This is a genomic window from Pseudoalteromonas phenolica (assembly GCF_001444405.1).
In the GTDB taxonomy this organism is placed as follows: Bacteria; Pseudomonadota; Gammaproteobacteria; order Enterobacterales; family Alteromonadaceae; genus Pseudoalteromonas; species Pseudoalteromonas phenolica.
Map to the genome: position 1 here is coordinate 1,422,645 of NZ_CP013187.1, position 21,356 is coordinate 1,444,000.

Consider the following 21,356-nt stretch of genomic DNA (forward strand, 5'->3'; position numbering starts at 1 on the left):
GGCCTCATGTACCAGGATAGCAACAAAATGAATGCATTGGAGTTACGCCAACATGGGGCTGACTTCGACTTGAAAATGACACAGCACGATTTGCCTATTCCTAGAGGTAATGAACTGTTGATAAAAGTAGAGTATGTCGCGATAAATCATTTAGATGCCAGCTTTGCTGTAAAAGGCTTTAGCCAGTGGCAATATCCGCATATTTTGGGTTCAGATGCTGTGGGTACGGTTGTTGACGCACCAAAAGGGGTATTTCCGGCTAAAGGCGCACGGGTTTTATTTCATGCGAACCTTGCAGAACAAGGCATGCTAAAGCAATTTACTGTTATGCCAAATCATGCGGTTTCTGAGTTACCAGAGCAAATCGAAAGCGAATTAGCTGTAGCATTGCCAAACTCGGGAATGGCGGCATTACTTGCACTTGAAAAAATTAAGCTGCAAGAAGGGGATACACTCGCAATCAACAGTGCACAAGGTGCAGTGGCTCATTTTGCGATCCAGTATGCAAAAAAACAAGGAGCACAAGTATTTGCGTTTGCTCAAAAGCCACATCATAAACGTTTGAAAAAACTGGGTGCTGACTTTGTGTTTGATTGTAGTAAAAAAGACGATGCAATCTGTGCACAAATAAAACATGAAATTGGTCCTGACGGCTTTGATTGTGTGATCAATACAGTTGGCAAAGAAAGCGTCGTTCAAGATATTCAAAAACTAAGGTTCTGTGGGCGTATAGCTTGTCTAAATGGGTTTTCTGCGATCCCCGAAGAGTTACTATTCGAAAAAGCGCCTAATATTGGCGTGGTGTCGATTGCAGGTGCTTGGCTGGCAAATAGTTTATGTGCGCAGCAGCATTTATGTTTTATGGGCGAGACACTTTTAAAAGACATTGAGCGTGGTGCCATACAAGCACCAGAAATAGAGTTGATTGAGTTTGAAGCTGAAAGAGTTAAAGACACGTTAAAATGCCTTTTAAGTCAAACCTGTATCAAACGACCTGTTGTTAAGGTAGAGTAGCCAAAGTAATAAAAGAAAGAAGTGAAGGTCACTTCCTTCTTCATTAAGATTTTATTAATTATTTACAGTGAAAATGTACGTGATAGTGAGAGTACAACGCGTTCATCGGCTGTATCCCAATCTAAGTTAGTATTTTCAGCAGCCACTTCAATATTAAAACCTTCGTAGCTTGTTTGATACGCTAAACGATAGTGATGGTAAGACTTATCAGTTGCTTGCCAACTATATTTATCACCATCTAATGAGTTTGAGATATCAAAGCTGGCTCTTAAATTGTGGTTTGGCGCAAGCTCAATGGTGTGCGCTATCATCGCAATTGTATGGCCTGCATCTGTTCCGAAGTAATCCCAGCTATACCAGAAGTTAAACTCGGTATTACCTAGCTCATTGTTAAAACCGAACTTGGCGTATACTTCAGGGTAGTTACCGTCGCTAGAAGCGCTTTCACCATGATACGTGTAATAAGCGATACCATAATCAATGCTCCATTGGCTGTTTAATTCAGCGTAGCGGCCTACATAGAAGTCCCACTCTAAATTAGTGTCGGTACCAAAATCGACATTCGATGCCCAAGAGCCAGCATATACGCCATTATCGAATGCTTTATCAAGGCTCGCTTGAATAGCAGGGCCGTTATCGGTTTGGCTAACACCATTGAAAGTATAATCAGATGCGCCAGTCACAGTTGTACTCCAATCTGCCATTGCCAAATTTGAGCATAGCGCGAGAGAAATAAGAGATGTTTTGATCATTGTTGTCATAATTAGCTTACTGTTTCTATTTTTGTATAGTCGATTTCATTTTCTTTTGGTGAACCTTCAATATTGGCTACGGCTTTGTATTTTTGCACCAAGATGTAACCAAAACAGGCGAAGAAAATGCCGATCACAATGGCGCCAACCCATTGGATCTGTAAAAAGTTGAGTTTGAAAAGTAGGGTTAGCAGAGATAGCGCGGCGATGTTCAGCGCGATGTATTTAGCTTTACCAAGTTTTTGAACTGTGATCCCTAAATTATCGGTATATAAACGTACAAGCGAATCGAGAGAGTTGATCACAAATACAATGCCAACGAACACCATGGCAAAATTCACTAGGCCATCTGTTGCGATGCCAGCTTCATGGTAGTGATAAAGCACCGCAAACCAAGCCGCAATTGGAATTGAAGGGAATATCAACATCGCAGCGAGTACTTGATAGGTCTTTAGTCCACCCACGAAACGTGAAGTAAATTGACCGATCATAATGCTCCAAGCAAACCACCAGAATAAGTAAAACTCATGGTAATCATTAATCGGCAATACAAACTGATGCATGTTGGCAAAATAGTCACCGATCAAAGCAAAGTTATTGAAGTAACCCGAAATCGCACTGTCACCAAATACGAAGGCATTGGCCCACATTAACGCAATTAACCCAATGAATACCCAAGTGGTAGTGATACTTAAAAAGCGCACATACTTAATATCAGTGCTTGAATACACGGCAAACGCGATGGCTGCAAATACAATGAGGTAGAAAGTTGGAATGATTGACTCACCGTCCCCCATGCTCGGCAAATACCAAGGCAGGTTTGAAAGTAATAGGTATGCTGTAAACGCACAGGTGCCAATGATCACAACATTATTAAGTAGTTTAACAAGAGGGAGCTCGAAGAACTTTACTTTAGGTTCAATTACACAGAAATAAAAGCAGGTAAGGAAGTAGAATCCCCAGATCAAAAAGCCCCAAAAACCAAACTCAATAGCAAGTGGGTTTGTGAAGCCATATTCTGGGCTTGCGTTTATGTCTGCATAACCTGCAAACTCAGTGAGAGGAAACATCACTAAGCCAACATCTAGGCCTGAAGTAAACAAGATAGCAATAAAGGTAAAGGTTTTGACCGGTGTCACACCGACCACTTCGACGTTGCCCCATTTGTAAATAATGAAAGCAATTGAAAGTAGTGTAAATAAAATGCCCGCACTAAGCCATAAGGTCATTGTCACCCTCCCAAAATAAGTAGAAATAACTCATATTTTCTCCCGTTATGATTGTTATATGTCGTTGCTCTCATTCAACCTAAACGGCTCACATTGAGAACAAGGTGCAGCAATAAAGTGCACCTGTGTGATTCTTTATCTTTGTTTGTTTCGCCAATCTTCATGCAAATGCACCTTGGCATTCATAGGTGCCAATGGCGCGTTACCTAAAATCATATCTGCAGCTTTTTCAGCGACCATGACAGTCGGTGCATTCAAATTGCCATTCGGAATTGTTGGAAAAATGGAAGAGTCCACCACTCTCAGGCCTTGAATACCGTGAACTTGGGTTTGCGAGTTCACAACGGCCATCTCATCTTCGCCCATCTTGCATGAACATGAAGGGTGGTAGGCACTCTCAACGGCTTGTCGAACAAATTCGTCAATCTGTTCATCAGTTTGAATATGTTCACCAGGTTGAATTTCGCCATCGCGATACTCATCAAAGGCAGGTTGAGAGATGATCTCTCGCGTGAGGCGAACGCAGGCTCTAAAGCCCTCAATGTCCTCTTGGTGTTGCAAGTAATTAAACTGAATTTTTGGTGGCACGAGTGGGTCACTTGATTGAATGGTCACGCTACCACGACTCTTAGGCTTGTTATGTCCAACATGCACTTGGAAACCATGACCATCAAATGCAGACTGACCATCGTAACGGATCGCCGCTGGCAAAAAGTGATATTGAATATCAGGCCATTCAATACCAGCTTTTGAGCGAATGAAAGCACAAGACTCAAAATGGTTAGTGACGCCAAGACCTGACTTATTAAACACCCATTCAGTGCCGATCAAGCCCTTTGAAATCAAGCCAAGTTTACCGTTTAAAGTAATCGGCTTTTTACATTTGTATTGAAAGTAAAACTCAAGGTGATCTTGTAAGTTTTGACCGACTCCCGGCAACTCATGCTTAACTTCGATACCCGCATTTTCTAAGACTTCGCGATCACCGATACCAGATAATTGCAGAATATGAGGAGAACCTATTGGGCCCGCGCTTAATATAACTTCTTTACTAGCATCAGCTTGGCATACTTTGTCATTAACACGATATTCAACGCCTGTGGCTTTTTTATCGAGCAAACATACTTTGCTGACAAGGGCACCTGTGACGACAGTTAAATTGTTGCGATGTTTAATTGGATCTAAATACTCGCGAGAGGTTGAGCTACGCATACCGTCTTTTACCGTCATGTGCATTGGGCCAAAGCCTTCTTGCTGCTCACCGTTATAGTCATTTGTGACTGGGTACCCAGCTTGAGCGCCCGCCTCAATAAAGGCGCTATAAAGCGGGTTTTTCATTTCATTACCGTTGTTGACGCCCAGTTCACCAGCACCACCACGATAGGTATCCTCACCTTGATACCAGCTCTCAGCTTTTTTGAAGTAAGGCAAGCAGGCTTGGTAATCCCAGCCTTGTGCACCGTGCGCTTGCCATTCATCAAAATCTTTGGCGTGACCTCTTACATACACCATGCCATTAATTGAGGACGACCCACCAAGCACTTTACCACGTGGGCAGTGCATTTTTCGGTTGTCTAAATAAGGTTCAGCTTCAGTATGAAATTGCCATGCATATTTGTCAGTATTCATTGGAATAGACAGCGCCGTAGGCATCTTGATAAAAATACTTTTATCAGAGCCACCGGTTTCTAGTAATAGCACTTTATTTTTAGCATCAGCTGAAAGGCGGTTTGCCAGTACGCAGCCCGCAGAGCCTGCACCGACGATGATGTAATCGTACTGCATGATAGACTCCTAAAATGGGCTTTCGATTTGACTCATACCCACATAAACAGACTTGGTTTGTGTGTAGCTATTTAAAGTTTCGATGCCATTCTCGCGACCGATACCTGATTGTTTGTAACCGCCAACTGGCATTTCGGCAGGGGAGTTGCCATAGCTATTTATCCAACAAATACCGGCCTTAAGCTGGTGGATAACACGGTGCGCGCGTTGAATATTTTGACTAAATACACCGGCGCCTAACCCTAGTTCAGTATTGTTAGCGCGCGTGATCACATCAGCTTCATCCTCGAAAACTAACACGCTCATAACTGGACCAAAGATCTCTTCTTTGACAATGGTCATGTCGTCAGTACAGTCAGTAAAAATAGTCGGTGCAACGAAGTAACCATTAGGGGCAGACTCAGGCGATAAAGCATGGCCACCGGTTAGTAAAGTGGCACCCTCGGCTTTGCCTTTTTCGATGTAATCCAGTACCAAACCTTGGTGCTTTTTAGAAATAAGCGCGCCCAGATTAACATTAGGATCAAGGGGATCTCCTGCGATAATATTTGCTTCAGTGCGCGCTTTAAGCTCTTTAATAAATTGCGTATAAACCGATTTGTGAACATACACACGAGTACAGTTAGTACAGATCTCACCCTGAGTATAAAAATTACCTAACATGGCCGCACTTACAGCTTCTGTGATATCGGCGTCATCAAATACGATTAATGGTGATTTGCCGCCAAGCTCCATGGTCACATCTTTTAAATTCGATGCGGCGCTTTGCATGACTTTTTTACCTGTGCCAACTTCGCCCGTGAACGATACTTTCTCGATCTCAGGATGTGTTGTCAGCCATTGTCCGACTTCAGCAGCACCTTGCACAACGTTGAATACACCTTCTGGCATGCCTGCTTCAATGAAGATTTCAGCCAGTTTAATTGCACCTAGTGGTGTTTCTTCAGATGGCTTAAAGATTAAAGTGTTACCGGCAGCAAGAGCGGGACCAGATTTCCAACAGGCAATTTGCAGCGGGTAGTTCCATGCACCGATACCTGCACAAATACCCAAAGGTTCTTTGCGGGTATAGAAAAAGTCGTTACCAACAGGTTGTTGTGTGCCGACTTGTGTTGGTGCAAGACCTGCAAAATATTCAATTACATCGGCGCCAGTTTGAATGTCGACACAATCTGCTTCTTGAATTGGTTTACCTGTGTCTAATACTTCGATTTTTGCTAGCTCGTCGTTACGCTCACGTAATAAGTAAACGGCTTTGTTTAGAATCCTACTTCTTTCGATTGGGGCCATTGCTGACCAAGCTGCAAAACCTTCGCGTGCACTGGCAATTGCTTTTTCTTGAATTGACTCATCTGCAACTTCGACATGATAAATTACTTCGTCAGTGGCAGGGTTTTTCACTGCAAAAGTTTCTTTGCTCTGGTTCGGCACAAATTGGCCATGGATAAAATTTTGATAAACAGGTGTGGTCATTTTTAAGCTCCACAAGATGAAATGAGGGAAGACACATAATGTTTTGCAAGCTGCTCAGCTTGCTTAAATTCTTGCTCTGAGGCCTTACTTAAAACAGCCCTCAGCCATAAGCCATCGATCATACCGGCCGCTAATTTAGCAGCACGTTTGGCATCGTTTTCTGGCATTAACGTTTTGAAAGAAAATGCTAAGTTACTGTATAAGCGTTTTGCATTTACGGTTTGTAATCGGTGCAATTGTTCATCATGCATTGATTGCGCCCAAAAACTTAACCAAGTTTTGGTACTACTGGTTTGTTGTTGAATAACTGAAAAGTTAGCCTCAACAATAAACATTAACCGTTCTTCAGCAGAGCAAGGTTGCTGAGTTTTACTGATTAAACTGGTTTTCAAACTGTTTAATAAAAAGCGTACAGTGGCCTCGATGAGACCTTGTTTGCCCCCAAAGTAATGGCTAATGATCCCTGAGGATAAGCCTGCTCTCTTACTGATACTGTTTATGGTCGTGGCATGTAAGCCCACTTCTGCGACCGACTCTAACGTTGCTTCAATAAGTTGTTGACGACGTATTGGTTCCATTCCTACTTTTGGCATAACTTTTTATTAATTGACCGTTCAATTAAAATAAATCCTATAGAGTTCTAATTAATTTTTCAAGCTGAACAGGGTTTGAATTGTTTTGATTTTTGAGTTGGCTAATTTTATGTTGTTGTTTTAACTTGATATATTTGTATTTTTAATGGCGAGAATAATTTTGATTTGAGCAGTTAAATTTATAGTTGGAATTATTTTTTTTGTGAGTTTTAAGGCTTTAAATATGGTTTATGGTGGTATTTAGAGGGTAAGAATACCGTTACTTTGGCTAAAAAGGTAAGTTGTCTTGCAGTGAATACTCAGAATTTAACTATAAATTGAGTGAATTTATGTATTTTGTTTCTTTTATGGCAATTTGATTCGAGTTCTAATAATTGATAATATGCTTCGACTACAAAGTATTTGAAAGCCACTTTGTATTTCCACACCCTATTTTACATATTCAACACTATGATATTGTTAGCTTTAATTTTTGTTGGTATTGGAATGGTGTGTTTGCGTTAAAGTTATAAATCAAATTAATTTTTGAATAGCTTGAATTTAGTAAGTGTTTTCTAGCATTAACTTTTATGGAGAGAGCATGACAGCCGTATCAAGTAGTTATTACGACTGTGTTGAGACTGTTGAATTTAATCAAATCCGCCATGGTCAGCTAAATAGCCGGATTTACGTTACTGACGCAACTATAAAAACTCCTAACACGTTTCATGATGCATTACTCCAAGTCGCGCTTTCGCAAGGGTATGGCAAAATTATTGCAAAGATAAAAGATTCGCAACTTTTATCATTTCTTAAAAAGGGCTATAAAATCGAGGCAACAGTGCCGGGTTATTTTGGTGCAGAAGACGCGGTCTTTATTTCTTATTTTCTCGATAAAGAAAGAGAAAACAGTGAATTAGTATCTCAATATGATGACATTGTATCTAAAGCATTGTCATCATCCCCTTGGCACCCAGGTAAATTTAACGAACCGGTGCAGTTTAGAAGTTGTAACCTGACAGATATTCGTGCTTTGAGTAAGTTATATGGCCATGTGTACACTAATTATTCCTCCCCCGTTAGTAATGAAGAATTTATCAAAAACAGTATGAATGATGGGGTACAATATTATTGTGCTGATTACATGGGCGTGATAGTAGCCTGTCTGCGTGTAGAGCTCGATAGCGAATCGAATAATGCGCGTATCTATGATTTAGGTGTTATGACGAAATTTCAAAATCAAGGTATCGCTTCTGCACTATTAAACAAAGTAAAGCAATTTTTGCAGCAGCAAAGTATAGATTACATCTACACATTATGTTTAGCGACGTCGTTACCTGTTAACAAGATTTTTGCCCAACAACAGTATGAGTATGGCGGTAGGCTAACAAATAATAATCGTATCGAGGATGAGTTTCAGTCTCTTAACTTATGGTTTCTTAAATTAAAACTGGGCTCAGATTAAGAGTTTACCCAGTTTTAAATCGTTGGTTACTATTCAGCTTCTTGTTTTTGACTACTCAAATGCATTGGGTCTATCTCAAGTACCGGAGCTGCGTCAATTTCAGAGGCATCCATCATAGAGGCTATGCGCTGCATTGAAGAGAGAAGGAGAGATTGCTCCCATTCTTCAAGTTGACAGAACTTTTGAATAAAGTGCTCTTGAAGAGGTTGAGGTGCATCAATCAGAGCTGTTTTACCGTCTTCAGATAGAAATAAACCAACGCGACGTTTATCTTCTGAGCTTCTTACTCGTTGAATTAAGCCTCTGTTTTCGAGTCTATCTAATATATTTGTTACTGTCGCAGCGCTGAGGTTAATTTGTTTCGCAACTTGGCTTGCTGTCACACCTTTAACACGCGCAATTTCTTGCATGATAAGTAATTGAGGCCCAGTTAAGCCCGATGATTTGTTTAATTGCTTCGAATGTAAATCAATCGCACGGATGACTTTTCTTATTGAGACGAGTAGCTCTTCGTATTTTTCCATGATTACAGCACTGAAAGACTATTTTCGCCGATAATAGCATCTATCTAAAAAGGATTGAAATACTGATGAAGATTCTATTTGATTAGTTTTAGATTGTGCCCTGGTAGCATTTTAAAGTTGTAAAAATAAGTTTATAGAAAATATTTTTTTTGAGCCTTAAATTATTCTTTTTGTAAATTTTTTGTACTCAAGCTTAGGGTTTAATTAATCCTTTTGCATTAAATTTGTTGCTATAAAAACTCTCGCTCATATAATATCCACAAAAAGTGCATAGTTTTGCATTTATGTCGTGGTGTGGTGTTTATGCGGTTTGTTGTTATTTCTCTCTTTCTCTTACTGCCGAACTGGTGTTTCTCACAAAGTCCGCTTGTTGTTGACATTATGTATAGCGAGAATTTTACACAGCGCTATTATCGATTTTTGAATGGACGCTCACCCTATGAAATAAAAGATTTTCATGCTTCTACGAAAGGGTCTCATATAGAAATTATAGAGATGATTCTGCTGCAGCAAGCGTTAAAGCTTGGTGGCATAGACAGACCTGTAATTTTTAACCCTAAACCTTCTATAAATATTTTAGAGTATTCTGACTTGATTGCAGGTGATAGTTTAATTCTTGCTCGTTCTGTTTGGCATGAAGATATTTTAAATTATAGAGGATCGCTTTTTGTCAGTGAGCCTATCGTCAAGTTTGGAGAGTACGAAGCTGGCTTATACGTTGCAAAAAGAAATGTGCATCTACATAACTTAGCCAAAACACAGCTAGAAAAGTTAACCGTCGTTGCGAATCCTCGGTGGAAAGTAGATTGGCGAGCTCTTCATAATACTGACCTTAACATTGTGAGTTTCATTGGGCCTTGGGAGACCATGCTTGAAATGGTTGAGACCAGCGTTGTGGATGCTATGTTAATCAATTTCAGTGTAAGTTCTACTTTGGAGCTAAACTTTGAAAACCGCCTTTATGTGCCTGTTAATGATTTAAAGGTTTTCTTACCTGATTCAAGGCATTTTGTAGTTAGTAAGCGCCACCCAGAAGGTCGTGCCGTATTCGAAGCACTCAACAAAGGCCTCGAGATGCTAAGGAACAATGGCACAATTGAAAAAGCGTTGAAGCAATCAGGTTTTATCAATGAAAAGGTCAAGGATTGGCAAACTATTAACATTCAAATGCTCAAACCAGGACAACCATGATCAAGTTAACAACTCGTTTTTTTGCATTGTTTGTTATTTTTACTTGCTTTGAAGTGATCAGCAAAACGCCTACTGCGAAAGTTCAAACTAAAAGTTTTGCAGAGTTGCCAGCAAAGCTTGAGGTATATAAAAAAGCAGTCTTTTCGACTTATGATCTTAAATTGTTACCCAACTTAAAAGCATTAGAACAAGAAGCTAAAGCACTAGATAACAAAAAAGTGCAAGCAGAAGCTATGCTACTAATTGCACTATTACAGCGCCTTTATGGAGACTATAGAGAGAGTTTAATACTTAAACAAGGTGCGTTAGATATTGCAATAGAGCTTGCTGAGCCAGCTTTTTTAATTAATGTTTACTTGTCAATCATTCGATTAGAGCTGTCACTAGAACGTAACAAGCAAGCCGCTGAAAAAATGCAAAGTATTGATATTCTTATCAATCAATTACCTAAAAACAGCCACCTTATTTCAAGAGTATACTTATGGAAAGCGAGACTGTTTTTTGCACAAGAAAGTTATCTGCAAGCATCTTATATTATTGATGAAGCATTAAAAAAAGAAAATATGAGTAAGAAGGTCTATATAGACTTGCTTATTGAAAAGGTAAAAGTGAAGCTCAAACTGGGTAAATTTGGCATTGCGCAAGAGTTACTCAATCAAATTAATCAGGTTAATCAAGGGTCACAGATTCAGCACACGCAATTGGTGATCAAAGTTTTACAAGCCGAAGCTTATTTGCAGGCTGGTATGTTTGCTAAGGCTATTTTAATGGCTCAGGATGGTCTTCAAAGTACGTTTCATACTCGCTTTTTAGAAGAGCAAGCTCAACTGCAATATACATTAGCTTCTAGTTTCGCTCAAATCCAAGATTATCAATGGGCACATTTATATTTAAAACGCTATGCGTTTACGCAAAAAGCCTTAGACCTTCAAAAGAGAAATAATAAGCTATTACAACTAGAAGCAAGATTTGATTTTGATCAGCAAAGGCAGCAACTATCATTGCTTGAAAAAGACAATGCTCTAAAAGAGCAAAAGATCACGCAACAAATGCAAGCAATAGAAAATACGGCGTTACTTCAACAGCGTGTAATTTTAATCGTTGTATTGCTTTTTACATTGCTATTTTTTATGTATTGGCGCTGGCAAAATAAACGCACGCTGAAAATGCTTGAGCAGCAAGTTGCTCAGCGCACACAGGAGCTGGCAATTAGAAATAAACAGCTTCAAGCACTGAGTTACACAGATAGCTTGACCGGAGCCTATAATCGCCACTTTTTGTTCACTCATATTGATGAATATTTACCTACTGAGATTTTGACTGAGTCAACGATTATGTGCTTGATTGATATAGATTTCTTCAAGCGGGTCAATGACACTTATGGACATAGTGCAGGTGATACAGTATTGAAATCTTTTGTGACGGTATTGAAACAAACGATTAGGCAGAATGATGTCATTATTCGTTGGGGTGGGGAAGAATTTTTATTATTAATGCCAAATATCTCACGTGACTCAGCAGCAGAAATCCTAGAGCGGATCAGAGTCAATATTGAGACTTATGAATTTATAGATAACGACATAAATATTCCAATAACAGCTTCTTTCGGCTTTACATCATATCCTCTTCACCGAAGTGTAGCTTTACTTGACTGGGAACAAACCATAGAGCTTGCAGATGTTTGTCTATATATGTCTAAAAACGGTGGCAGGAATGCATGGGTTGGGGTTACAGAAGCGAATATTGAAAATACACTCAGCGCCGAAGAAATTGTTAATGGTACCAAGCAATTGATAGAGCAGGGTAAACTTAAAGTGATCTCAAACCGTGAGGATATTCTTAGTACCGTGATAAACTAGCGAAAAAAGTTTTATCATGAGCGTAATTGTGCTGCCGATTGAATCTGTATATTCACAACTGTCCGAATCTTTATCTTCTAATTCTAGTGTATTACTACAAGCGCCACCAGGTGCAGGTAAATCAACTTGGTTGCCATTACAACTCATGTTATCAGGGCAGTTTAAAAAAATAGTCATGCTTGAGCCTCGCCGACTCGCTGCTCGCAATATTGCTAATTTCTTAGCTCAACAATTAGGAGAACAAGTCGGCGAGCAAATCGGATTAAGAATAAAGCAAGAGGCGAAAGTCAGCTCCCGAACACGTTTAGAAATTGTCACTGAAGGTGTTTTGACACGGATAATCCAGCAAGATCCAGAATTAGATGGCATAGATTTAATTATCTTTGATGAGTTTCATGAGCGCTCATTACAAGCGGATACCGCGTTGGCTTTATCATTAGAAAGCCAAAGCGCATTGAGAGATGACCTTAAAATTTTAGTCATGTCTGCGACTTTAGACTCCGAGCGTTATCAGCAGTTTTTACAATGTCCTCTAATTAGCTCAGAGGGCCGAAGCTACCCTGTTGAAGAAATGTATGTGCCACTTCGTAGCGAACGAGAGTGGTTAGCAGCCATACCAAGCGTAATACATAAAGCGATTGAGGAGCAATCTGGCAGTATTTTGGTTTTTCTTCCAGGTCAAAAAGAGATCAATTTTGTGGCGCAAAATTTAGGTGAATTGGGTGACAATATTGACGTCGTCAGTTTATTTGGCGAACAAAATAAACAACAACAGCAAGCCGCAATTGCTCCAGCACCTCAAGGAAAAAGAAAGGTGGTCTTGACCACCAATGTGGCCGAAACGTCTTTGACCATTGAAGGTGTTCGAGTAGTGATAGACTGTGGCAAAAAACGCGCTGCGGTCTACAACTTGAACACCGGTGTGAGTGAGCTTCAAACGCAGTCAATCTCAAAAGCGTCGGCGGTGCAAAGGGCGGGGCGTGCGGGGCGTATTGAGCCGGGAGTTGTTTATAGACTGGGTGAAAAAACGCAGTTCGACCGACGCATAGCCCACGATTTACCCCAGATAAAAACATCAGATATTAGTGCCTTAATGCTCGAAGCCAAAGTGTGGGGAGCAGAAGTGTCAGCTCTGCCATTACTTGATCAGCCTTCGCCAGCTCAACAAGAGCAAGCGACTCAATTACTGCAGATGTTAGAAGTCTTGGATGCCAACGGAAAATTAACTCCATTAGGCGCTCAGATCCATAGTTTTGGTACTGAACCAAGACACGCCCATATGATATTAAAAGCCCAACAACTTGAAGTTGATATCCCGGATATTACTGCCTTGGCATGTGCATTGGTTAGTCTATGGGAGGAGGGAAAACAACATAACCCTGATGTAGTGATTGCACTATCTGCAATGCTTAGTAGGCCAACATCAAGCTTCAAGCAAGCCTATCAGCACTGGTGTAAAAGGCTTAAAATTGCAAAACCTGCAGAGCTCCCTATATCCGCCGTGCCACTCCTTATTGCATTGGCTTACCCCGATCGTATCGCAAAACGTAGAGGGCAAGGCTTTTTAATGGCAAACGGTGCAGGTGTCAAAGTTAATGAACAAGTGTGGCCAGTTGCTGAGTACTTAGCTATTGTATCCCTGGGAGGGGAAAAGGGGATGCAAGTGTTTAGTGCGACTCCCTTACATATTGAAGAGCTAAATGCTTATCTTCCGTACTTGATAAGCCAACAAACAGTTTGCGAATTTGATGAAAAGCAACTCAAGTTTATTCATGAAGACCGAGAACGCCTTGGTCAAATAACCCTTTCTAGCAAGCCAAGCAGAGCCGAAATTGACACACAAGCAAGAACGCAAGCTTGGTTAAGTTTGATAGCTAAACAAGGTCTATCATTATTTAAATCATATGGCGAGTGTGAGCAGTTACTTACGCGCCTTAAGCTCGCCTGCAAGTTTTATCCTGACACATTCAGAGATTTATCGGAGCATGCGTTAATCGCAGATTTAACATGGTTATATCCATATTTAGAGCAAGTTAAACAGTACGACGCGTTAACTAAACTCGCGCTCAAAGATGCACTCATGAGTTGTCTAGAGTGGTCTCAACAGCAAGCGTTAGAGAAACTCTTGCCAGTCAAAATACAAGTGCCTTCAGGGTCAAATATAAAACTTACTTATCAGGAAGAGGGGCCTGCAAAACTGAGCGTTCGAATGCAAGAGGTGTTTGGCATGCTTGAAACCCCAAAATTATGCGAGGGGCGCCTTCCTTTGTTAATGGAGTTATTATCTCCAGCACAACGTCCTTTACAGCTTACGCAAGACTTAGCAAATTTTTGGGGAACAAGTTACAAAGAAGTGCAAAAAGAAATGAAAGGACGCTATCCAAAACATTTTTGGCCTGATGACCCTGCAAATAGTGTTGCCACAAACAGAGTCAAAAGTCGCATGTAGCGACTTTTCATACTTACCGATATGCTAACGCGTCATTCTCTTTACAAAGACGACTACGAATAATGCCAATGAGAAACTACCTGTAAATGCTTCAACTGTGGCAATAAAGCGTGAAAATCCGATGGGGGTTATGTCGCCATAACCCAGAGTTGTAAATGTCACTACACTAAAATAAAAACTGTTAAGCAGTGCACTTATATTGTCAGAAAAGCTTTGTGAAAAATTTATAGAAAGCACTTCATTCTGATAACTGATGCCAAACAGGAAATACATCAGTGCGCAAAATACAATCATTGAAAGGCTGAAACGGATCACATTTGCGGGTTTTTCACCATAACCACAGAGCAGGTCAACAGCCGCACTCATAAAGCGTTTTTTTGAATGAGTTGGGTATTGATAATGACGCATACGCAGTTCTTTGTAAGTATAATTACCTGCCATTTCAAAAAGACCTTGTTGCTCAGCGCCTTTTCTCAGTGTGCGGTATGTCTCTTCAGATTGTAAGAAGAAGTCAGCGGCATCTTCAGTTCGTTTCTCTTTGGCTGCTAAGCTTGCTTCATTCTCTTGCTGTAACTTACCACTTAAATCTATGTTATCGATACGAGTATTGTTTAGCTTTATGCCCAATAGGTTGGAATTTGAAAGCTTACAGCAATGCAAATTGGCATCATGCAGATCGGCTTTCATTAAAGATGCATTTTCAATTTTGTTGTTAAATAAGTGCGCGCCTCTTAAATTCGCACGATAAAAGTTACTATATGATAAGTCGTAACCAGTATGGTCATTATGTTTGACAAGGTTTAGTCCCTCTAGATTCGCTCTTTTCAACTCCAAACCTTGCAGAAGACCACCACGCTTGGCATAACGTTCTAGTTTTTGCGATAATTCAAGCCCACTTTTATCGAACTTTGCGTCATGCCAAAAGCAAAGACCAGAACCCATATCGATTTCTTGGCAACGATGGCCATCGGGAGATTGATATTGGCAAGTAGGTTTATCTTTCATAAATTAACCCCTTTATAGTCTTATTACACTAAAGGTAGCAGTAAATTTATGGTATTGAATGTGAAGTAAAAAAAATTCTTAAAAATGTTTGATTATCAATTAAAGCTTAGTAAACGAAGAAAGACGGTTGCAATTAAAGTCACACCAGATCAAGTGGTCGTGACAGCTCCCTATAACGTGTGTGAGGTCGCTTTAGAAAATTGGCTAAAGAGCAAAAAAGACTGGGTGCATGCACAAAGAAATAAGCTAGAGCTTGCTCCAAGTATACAAAAGCCGCTGCATACAAGGTCGTTATTGGTTTTTGGCTCAGTTTATAAGATTGAATTTTCAGATATCATCAAACCCGTACTAGATCATGAGAGCCATTTGGTATATTTACCTGAAGAGCTGCGCCAAGATAGGCATGAGTTCAGGCGAGCGATAATTGAAATACTGACAGATTTGCTCTGTAGTTATTTAGAGTTGTGCCTAGAGCGATTGTCTGAGCAAATGAACTGTCATATTTCAGCCGTGAAAATCAGGGAGTATAAAAGCCGTTGGGGCAGTTGTAGCAGTAAACAAGCGCTTACTTTTAATAGCCTTCTTGCAGGGGCACCAAAGCATATGATTGATTATGTCATTGTTCATGAGCTAGCACATTGCCATGTACTGGCACATAACAAATTATTTTGGGAACTTGTTGAAAAGCATTACCAAGATTATAAGTCAGCAAGAATATGGTTTAACAAGAATGGTAAAAAACTAATGATAGAATGAATTAAGAAGATTCAACAAAAAGGAGATGGTGGAGGGGGCTGGATTCGAACCAGCGAAGGCAGAGCCGTCAGATTTACAGTCTGATCCCTTTGGCCGCTCGGGAACCCCTCCACAGGGGATATCTAATTTTGTACAACTTGGTGGAGGGGGCTGGATTCGAACCAGCGAAGGCAGAGCCGTCAGATTTACAGTCTGATCCCTTTGGCCGCTCGGGAACCCCTCCAAGTTGTAAAGTGTTGTTATGGTGGAGGGGGCTGGATTCGAACCAGCGAAGGCAGAGCCGTCAGATTTACAGTCTGATCCCTTTGGCCGCTCGGGAACCCCTCCTAAACAACGGCGCTGATAATAACAAAGTTTTTTATTAAGTAAAGAAAACAACTAAAGAAAATTTAAAAAATGCCGATAAAAATGTAACTTTTGAAATAATCGGTGAAACTCTATGCAATTAGAGCGCATTTTAAACAAGGAGCATCAGCTTGGTGACACGCTAGCAAAAAGCGTGGCACAAGATCGTCGTGCTGACTTTGCGCTTTGTTTGGCTATGCTCTCACCAAACGCACTCGACTTCAGTGAATTTCATTTACCTGAATCAGAATTAATTGAGCCAGATAAGAGCGAAAGTGCGTTAAAAAAAGAACTTCAAATTGGTCCCCAGCAACAAACGGCCCCCAACTCTTATGATATGACAATAGGTGAAAACAATAGCCGTTTACTTCATGAGCAGGGGCTTACAGAATTAAGGCTAAGAAATTGTCTTTCGCCAGAACCTTTTCATATCAGAGATGATAAGAAGCACATTGAGTTGGCCGTAATTGATAATTGTGAGCCCACTGTGCAGGCTAAAATTTTCGCTCAAAGAGCTGGCGCTTTAGAGATAGATAAACCTAAAATGGATGCAGCAGGTTTTTATGATCAATTAGCCAGCGGTGAAATGCAGCAGGCGGTTCAGTTGTCCGCCTAATGCGAGATGATAGTGAGTGAACTTAAGTGCTGTTTAAATCAGCTAGCGTGACACTTTTTAAACTTTTTGCCACTATTACAGGGGCAAGGATCATTTCTAGACACTTTTAACTCAGGCACGTCATATAATTGGCCATCTAAGTAACGCCATGCCCCTTCTTCTTTAATGAATCTTGAAACCTCATGTATTTGGCAATGTTTTCCGCCTGCTAAATAATGAGCTTTAAACTCCACATAATCAAACTCAGGCGAAGTTTTTGTTGATACGATCTCGAGCTTGATAAAGTTAGCGATTGAAGCAAATGCTTCGATGTCTTCAAGGCTGTGATTGCTTTGCTCAGATTTGGCATAAGTCTCAAGTATATACTGTGCATTATTAGTTGCATAAGCACTGTAACGAGAGCGCATAAGTTGCTCCGCTGTGCCAGGTAACTTTTGCTTTGCAATAAATACATTGCAGCATGACTCATAAGGTTGAGTGTTAGAACAGTAACACATAAGAAAATCTTTTATTAACTTGCTATGCGCTCTATTGTACACGCTTTGCTGCTGTTTTCAGTAAAACAGTATAGCGAGATATCTGTTTGGCTTAAGTGCATTTGCGAAAGCTGCTCTGAATTCGTAATGCCAGTCCATGTAATAACCGCTGCAAAGTTGCCATTATTTAATGCTGAATTTAGAACATACTCTAAATCAACGATGTGTTTTTTTCTGATCACTAACAATTTACTTGAGTCTATTGAGCTGGACTCAAGCATATCTTTATTTGGGATATGGTCAGGTGCAATTAGTAGTGTCCAACCTTGTTTGTGATTACATTGATGAATGATCTTAAGCAATTCAAGACTGGCACAAATTTCATCAGGAGTTTCAACAAAGTTAACGGCTTTTGCTGCATCTACTTTTTTTATTGAGCTTGGTAAAACTGCGTTTGTCTGTAACATAATCATCTCACTGGTTGTTTATACAGTATTTATATACAGTAGTTTATACAGTGTTTTATTGCAAGCAAAAATGTTACTTTTTAATCAACTTTAATATTTGCCAAAATATAAACCATTTAAAAACAATGGTTTATTGTTTTTTCGATATTGATTTTTTAAACGTGGTATAGATACAGTGTTTATATACAGTAGTTTTTACAGTGAATACTGTATAAAACTACTGTATGGAAAAGTAGACTTAATTTGACTGGAATTGTAATTGATGAATTTGCTCATACAAGGTGGCAGCGTAGCACTGTGCATCTTTGATTCTTTTCGTCGTTAAATGCGGTTTAATTTGTTCTATCACTGCATTGGCCGCATCTACACCTTGGCTTTGAGCAAGTGATAACCAAGCCATGGCATGGAATACGCTCTGTGGCACCCCTTGGCCCTTTATAAACATCAAACCTAAATAAAATTGTGCTTTGTTATCTCCAGACATAGCAGCCATGCGCAGCCACTTCGTCGCCAACGGATACGATTTTTCTTGTAGGTAGTACAACCCTTTTTTAAAAGCAGTGACAGAATCATGCTCTTTTGGATAGCGTAGTTCACCATTAGGAGGTGTTGTAACGAACTCAAGCACATTAAATAGCTGTTGCTCTAAGTCGTGATGCGCCGCGCTATTATCTGGCGATTTATCCATACTCTACCTATTTTTGAAATGCTTAATATTATTGTAGTCAAAACTTTGCGACTATGTTGGTCATAAATTTAGCTATGCGAAATTCTTGCCACATAATTATATATTTTTACCATCATTATGCAGTTATTTTTTAACGCTTTCTTTAATTAAAAGTTTCTGACAGTTATAAAAAGAATAAACGTGTTTCATTTTTGTATAGGCCATACGTTTATACACGCTAAAAAGACACATTTCTCTCCCATAGTAATTTGAAAATTAGCACGCATATAAACTTAAATTGCATTTTTAATCATTGCCATAAGCCGCTAAAATAGCGCCGCTTTTATAAGAATTATAAATTTCTTTTAACTTTTACCAATGGAAACATCTATGCTCGAAAAGCTATTTTCTATCAGGCGTCAAGGCTCTAGTGTGAAAACGGAGTTAATTGCTGGACTCACGACATTTCTCACTATGGTTTACATCGTTTTTGTAAACCCAGCTATGTTAGCGCAAACAGGTATGGACTTTGGTGCTGCATTTGTTGCTACGTGTATTGCGGCGGCAATTGGTTGCTTCATTATGGGTTTTTGGGCAAATTATCCTCTTGCACTTGCTCCAGGCATGGGCCTAAATGCTTTCTTTACCTATGGTGTGGTTTTAGGCATGGGTTATAGCTGGCAATCAGCACTAGGGGCTGTATTTTTATCGGGTTGTATCTTTTTAGTTTTAAGCTTATTTAAAGTGCGAGAGTGGATTATAAACGCGATCCCATTAGTCTTAAAGCAAGCAATAGCTACTGGTATAGGTGCATTTTTAGCGCTTATCGCACTTAAAAATGCTGAAATAATTGTCGCAAGCCCTGCCACGCTTGTGCAACTAGGTGATATCACCAGTGCAGGTCCGTTATTGGCAATATTAAGTTTCTTTGTCATTGCTGCATTGATGTTTAGAGATGTAAAAAGCGGTGTCCTGATCAGCATTTTCATCGTGACTCTAGCTGCATGGTCTTTAGACTTGATTGAGTATCAAGGCCTTGTGTCCACACCGCCAAGTATCGCGCCGACAATTATGCAATTAGATATAGCTGGTGCACTAGAGCTTTCAATGCTGAGTGTTGTATTTGCATTCTTATTTGTAGATTTATTTGATACTTCTGGCACTTTGGTAGCGGTAACGCAAAAAGCTGGCTTAGCAGATGAGCAGGGGAGAATGCCACGTTTGGGACGTGCGCTTTCAGCTGATAGTACGGCCACAATCGCAGGTTCTATGCTAGGAACTTCAACAACGACATCTTATATTGAATCGGTATCAGGTGTGTCGGTGGGCGGAAGAACGGGTTTAACCGCTGTTGTTGTTGGCGTATGTTTCTTACTAATGACTTTCTTTGCGCCTTTGGCACAAATGATCCCAGCTTATGCTACTGCTGGGGCAATATTGTATGTAGCTGTATTAATGTTACAAAACTTAAAACTGGTGAATTGGGATGACATGACAGACGCTATCCCTGTGAGTGTTGTGTTACTCATGACTCCACTAACTTTCTCAATTGCTCATGGTATTGCTTTAGGCTTTATTGCTTATACAGCAGTGAAGTTTGTATGTGGAAAGAAAGATGAAATTACAATCAGTGTGTGGGTACTAACTGCATTATTTTTGGTCAAATTTGCGCTAAGCTAACTGGTAAAATCTTAGACCAAAGGAAAAGTGTTACCACTTTTTCTTTGGTGCAAATAGTACGTCTAAATCGTCTTGCTCTTGTTCTTTCTTTTGTTTTACAGAAGATTCGTTTGACGCTTTTAGTTCGCTACTGATTTCGTTTAAGTAAGATTCTAAAAGTTGCTTTTTATTTGTTACATATTCGTCAGAATAGGTTACAGCGCATATTGTGGCATAGGCTTTTTCGAAATATTGTCGAGCTGAACCGACCATGTTGGCTGTTCTAGCAGCGATACCGCGCTTAATCTGACTTTCAACATTAATTTTTAATTGTAGCTTTTCAAGTCTTCTGTCTTCGGCAACAAACTTTTGCGTTTCAACTTTACCTTTGGAATGCTCAGAACGAAGTACGCTTCTTAGCTTTTTAATACCTTGGACTAAAGCTATGAGCTGTTTGTCACTGTCAGGTAAGCTCAGATTGTCTGAATTATTAGCATTTTCAGGCGTCGAATTCATACGCTCTTTTGATTCATGTAGTCGGTTTTTTAGTTCCCTTGACGAAGGAGAAAGCTCAACCATGACCGTTAAAGCATCATGAACCCGCCTTTGTAAGACTTGGATCATAAATTCAGACATTGGGATATTACTGCTATTTACGATCACATCTTCAGACTCTTCAATGATACGTTTCTGTTTAGCAAGTTCTTTTCTTCTTTCTGCTTCTTGCTTCTCTTTATGTTGCTGAACTGCACTAACCCACACGGCAATGATGATCAAAGCAACGATTAGCACAATAATTATTGGGACAAGCATAGCGACTTCTCAATCATAAAGTTCTCAAACCATTTTTATCTTACATGAAATTATCGTTTACTGAATAGCGCAACACGATATTCTGATAAAAAATACATTTAATTCATAGCTTTTTATTATAGTTTAAGATTTAAATTATGGTCAGTCGTAAACAAATGAGGCAATTGCTACCTGAAAGTCTTCAAATATGCTAGCCTTAGAGAATTAGGGCAAAATGCTGTATGGCTCAATAACGAAGC

19 protein-coding genes and 3 tRNA genes are annotated in these 21,356 nt (G+C 39.9%); 8 read left to right on the plus strand and 14 right to left on the minus strand.

Features of this window, described 5'->3' with window-relative positions:
• Positions 1-6: 6 nt before the first annotated feature.
• Complete coding sequence (locus tag PP2015_RS06285; protein ID WP_058029461.1) at positions 7-1,014, plus strand: zinc-binding dehydrogenase; 1,008 nt, start codon at positions 7-9, stop codon at positions 1,012-1,014.
• 62 nt (positions 1,015-1,076) lie between these two features.
• On the opposite strand, the gene PP2015_RS06290 is transcribed toward PP2015_RS06285, so the two are convergent.
• From PP2015_RS06290 to betI, 5 genes are all read right to left on the minus strand, one after another.
• Positions 1,077-1,775 (minus strand): TorF family putative porin, encoded by a 699-nt coding sequence (locus PP2015_RS06290; RefSeq protein WP_058029462.1) that lies wholly within the window; start codon positions 1,773-1,775, stop codon positions 1,077-1,079.
• 2 nt (positions 1,776-1,777) lie between these two features.
• Positions 1,778-2,995: a choline transporter gene (locus tag PP2015_RS06295; RefSeq protein ID WP_058029463.1), complete on the minus strand. Its 1,218-nt coding sequence runs from the start codon at positions 2,993-2,995 to the stop codon at positions 1,778-1,780.
• A 135-nt stretch (positions 2,996-3,130) separates the two neighbouring features.
• Positions 3,131-4,780, minus strand: a complete 1,650-nt coding sequence (gene betA, locus PP2015_RS06300) for a choline dehydrogenase (protein ID WP_058029464.1) — start codon at positions 4,778-4,780, stop codon at positions 3,131-3,133.
• Between the two features lie 9 nt (positions 4,781-4,789).
• Positions 4,790-6,253 (minus strand): betaine-aldehyde dehydrogenase, encoded by a 1,464-nt coding sequence (gene betB, locus PP2015_RS06305; protein WP_058029465.1) that lies wholly within the window; start codon positions 6,251-6,253, stop codon positions 4,790-4,792.
• Between the two features lie 2 nt (positions 6,254-6,255).
• Positions 6,256-6,846, minus strand: coding sequence for a transcriptional regulator BetI (gene betI / locus PP2015_RS06310; RefSeq protein ID WP_058029466.1), 591 nt, complete (start codon positions 6,844-6,846; stop codon positions 6,256-6,258).
• Positions 6,847-7,426: 580 nt separating this feature from the next.
• Here betI and ablB point away from each other — a divergent pair.
• Positions 7,427-8,290 carry a putative beta-lysine N-acetyltransferase gene (gene ablB, locus PP2015_RS06315; protein ID WP_058029467.1) on the plus strand — a complete coding sequence of 288 codons (864 nt, stop codon included), beginning with the start codon at positions 7,427-7,429 and terminating at the stop codon, positions 8,288-8,290.
• Positions 8,291-8,319: 29 nt separating this feature from the next.
• Here ablB and PP2015_RS06320 read toward each other — a convergent pair whose 3' ends face one another.
• Positions 8,320-8,814 carry a MarR family winged helix-turn-helix transcriptional regulator gene (locus PP2015_RS06320; protein ID WP_058029468.1) on the minus strand — a complete coding sequence of 165 codons (495 nt, stop codon included), beginning with the start codon at positions 8,812-8,814 and terminating at the stop codon, positions 8,320-8,322.
• A gap of 303 nt (positions 8,815-9,117) precedes the next feature.
• On the opposite strand from PP2015_RS06320, the gene PP2015_RS06325 reads away from it, so the two are divergent.
• From PP2015_RS06325 to hrpB, 3 genes are read left to right on the plus strand one after another with little or no spacing between them, the layout of a single operon-like run.
• Positions 9,118-10,005 (plus strand): type 2 periplasmic-binding domain-containing protein, encoded by an 888-nt coding sequence (locus PP2015_RS06325; RefSeq protein ID WP_058029469.1) that lies wholly within the window; start codon positions 9,118-9,120, stop codon positions 10,003-10,005.
• Positions 10,002-11,864: a GGDEF domain-containing protein gene (locus PP2015_RS06330; protein ID WP_058029470.1), complete on the plus strand. Its 1,863-nt coding sequence runs from the start codon at positions 10,002-10,004 to the stop codon at positions 11,862-11,864. The genes PP2015_RS06325 and PP2015_RS06330 overlap by 4 nt, the downstream gene beginning before the upstream one ends.
• Before the next feature lie 28 nt (positions 11,865-11,892).
• Positions 11,893-14,313 (plus strand): ATP-dependent helicase HrpB, encoded by a 2,421-nt coding sequence (gene hrpB / locus PP2015_RS06335; protein WP_058031560.1) that lies wholly within the window; start codon positions 11,893-11,895, stop codon positions 14,311-14,313.
• A gap of 24 nt (positions 14,314-14,337) precedes the next feature.
• On the opposite strand, the gene PP2015_RS06340 is transcribed toward hrpB, so the two are convergent.
• Entirely contained in the window at positions 14,338-15,318 is a 981-nt protein-coding gene (locus PP2015_RS06340) for an ion channel (RefSeq protein WP_058029471.1), read from the minus strand.
• A gap of 84 nt (positions 15,319-15,402) precedes the next feature.
• On the opposite strand from PP2015_RS06340, the gene PP2015_RS06345 reads away from it, so the two are divergent.
• Positions 15,403-16,074, plus strand: coding sequence for a M48 family metallopeptidase (locus PP2015_RS06345; protein ID WP_058029472.1), 672 nt, complete (start codon positions 15,403-15,405; stop codon positions 16,072-16,074).
• A 26-nt stretch (positions 16,075-16,100) separates the two neighbouring features.
• Here PP2015_RS06345 and PP2015_RS06350 read toward each other — a convergent pair.
• From PP2015_RS06350 to PP2015_RS06360, 3 genes are all read right to left on the minus strand, one after another.
• Positions 16,101-16,185, minus strand: a tRNA-Tyr gene (locus PP2015_RS06350).
• A gap of 27 nt (positions 16,186-16,212) precedes the next feature.
• Positions 16,213-16,297 (minus strand) — tRNA-Tyr (locus PP2015_RS06355).
• 19 nt (positions 16,298-16,316) lie between these two features.
• A tRNA-Tyr gene (locus PP2015_RS06360) sits at positions 16,317-16,401 on the minus strand.
• 112 nt (positions 16,402-16,513) lie between these two features.
• Between PP2015_RS06360 and PP2015_RS06365 the strand changes: the two genes are divergently transcribed.
• Positions 16,514-17,035, plus strand: coding sequence for a VC2046/SO_2500 family protein (locus PP2015_RS06365; protein WP_058029473.1), 522 nt, complete (start codon positions 16,514-16,516; stop codon positions 17,033-17,035).
• A 38-nt stretch (positions 17,036-17,073) separates the two neighbouring features.
• On the opposite strand, the gene PP2015_RS06370 is transcribed toward PP2015_RS06365, so the two are convergent.
• The 3 genes from PP2015_RS06370 to PP2015_RS06380 form a co-directional block, all read right to left on the minus strand.
• Positions 17,074-17,532 (minus strand): YchJ family protein, encoded by a 459-nt coding sequence (locus PP2015_RS06370; RefSeq protein WP_058029474.1) that lies wholly within the window; start codon positions 17,530-17,532, stop codon positions 17,074-17,076.
• A 14-nt stretch (positions 17,533-17,546) separates the two neighbouring features.
• On the minus strand, positions 17,547-17,978 hold the full coding sequence (locus PP2015_RS06375) for a SulA-like leucine-rich domain-containing protein (protein WP_058029475.1): 432 nt from the start codon (positions 17,976-17,978) through the stop codon (positions 17,547-17,549).
• A gap of 238 nt (positions 17,979-18,216) precedes the next feature.
• On the minus strand, positions 18,217-18,666 hold the full coding sequence (locus PP2015_RS06380; RefSeq protein WP_058029476.1) for a tetratricopeptide repeat protein: 450 nt from the start codon (positions 18,664-18,666) through the stop codon (positions 18,217-18,219).
• A gap of 369 nt (positions 18,667-19,035) precedes the next feature.
• Here PP2015_RS06380 and PP2015_RS06385 point away from each other — a divergent pair, with 369 nt between their 5' ends.
• A complete protein-coding gene (locus PP2015_RS06385) occupies positions 19,036-20,325 on the plus strand; it encodes an NCS2 family permease (RefSeq protein ID WP_058029477.1) in 1,290 nt (429 codons plus the stop codon).
• 30 nt (positions 20,326-20,355) lie between these two features.
• Here the strand turns inward: PP2015_RS06385 and PP2015_RS06390 are convergent, their stop codons facing one another.
• Complete coding sequence (locus tag PP2015_RS06390) at positions 20,356-21,117, minus strand: hypothetical protein (protein WP_058029478.1); 762 nt, start codon at positions 21,115-21,117, stop codon at positions 20,356-20,358.
• Positions 21,118-21,356 lie beyond the last annotated feature (239 nt).

Excerpts from the sequence above, each read along its gene's own strand:
- PP2015_RS06285 (WP_058029461.1), top strand. The coding sequence starts at position 7 with ATGTACCAGGATAGCAACAAAATGAATGCATTGGAGTTACGCCAACAT.
- PP2015_RS06290 (WP_058029462.1), bottom strand. The coding sequence starts at position 1,775 with ATGACAACAATGATCAAAACATCTCTTATTTCTCTCGCGCTATGCTCA.
- PP2015_RS06295 (WP_058029463.1), bottom strand. The coding sequence starts at position 2,995 with ATGACCTTATGGCTTAGTGCGGGCATTTTATTTACACTACTTTCAATT.
- betA (WP_058029464.1), bottom strand. The coding sequence starts at position 4,780 with ATGCAGTACGATTACATCATCGTCGGTGCAGGCTCTGCGGGCTGCGTA.
- betB (WP_058029465.1), bottom strand. The coding sequence starts at position 6,253 with ATGACCACACCTGTTTATCAAAATTTTATCCATGGCCAATTTGTGCCG.
- betI (WP_058029466.1), bottom strand. The coding sequence starts at position 6,846 with ATGCCAAAAGTAGGAATGGAACCAATACGTCGTCAACAACTTATTGAA.
- ablB (WP_058029467.1), top strand. The coding sequence starts at position 7,427 with ATGACAGCCGTATCAAGTAGTTATTACGACTGTGTTGAGACTGTTGAA.
- PP2015_RS06320 (WP_058029468.1), bottom strand. The coding sequence starts at position 8,814 with ATGGAAAAATACGAAGAGCTACTCGTCTCAATAAGAAAAGTCATCCGT.
- PP2015_RS06325 (WP_058029469.1), top strand. The coding sequence starts at position 9,118 with ATGCGGTTTGTTGTTATTTCTCTCTTTCTCTTACTGCCGAACTGGTGT.
- PP2015_RS06330 (WP_058029470.1), top strand. The coding sequence starts at position 10,002 with ATGATCAAGTTAACAACTCGTTTTTTTGCATTGTTTGTTATTTTTACT.
- PP2015_RS06340 (WP_058029471.1), bottom strand. The coding sequence starts at position 15,318 with ATGAAAGATAAACCTACTTGCCAATATCAATCTCCCGATGGCCATCGT.
- PP2015_RS06345 (WP_058029472.1), top strand. The coding sequence starts at position 15,403 with ATGTTTGATTATCAATTAAAGCTTAGTAAACGAAGAAAGACGGTTGCA.
- PP2015_RS06365 (WP_058029473.1), top strand. The coding sequence starts at position 16,514 with ATGCAATTAGAGCGCATTTTAAACAAGGAGCATCAGCTTGGTGACACG.
- PP2015_RS06370 (WP_058029474.1), bottom strand. The coding sequence starts at position 17,532 with ATGTGTTACTGTTCTAACACTCAACCTTATGAGTCATGCTGCAATGTA.
- PP2015_RS06375 (WP_058029475.1), bottom strand. The coding sequence starts at position 17,978 with ATGTTACAGACAAACGCAGTTTTACCAAGCTCAATAAAAAAAGTAGAT.
- PP2015_RS06380 (WP_058029476.1), bottom strand. The coding sequence starts at position 18,666 with ATGGATAAATCGCCAGATAATAGCGCGGCGCATCACGACTTAGAGCAA.
- PP2015_RS06385 (WP_058029477.1), top strand. The coding sequence starts at position 19,036 with ATGCTCGAAAAGCTATTTTCTATCAGGCGTCAAGGCTCTAGTGTGAAA.
- PP2015_RS06390 (WP_058029478.1), bottom strand. The coding sequence starts at position 21,117 with ATGCTTGTCCCAATAATTATTGTGCTAATCGTTGCTTTGATCATCATT.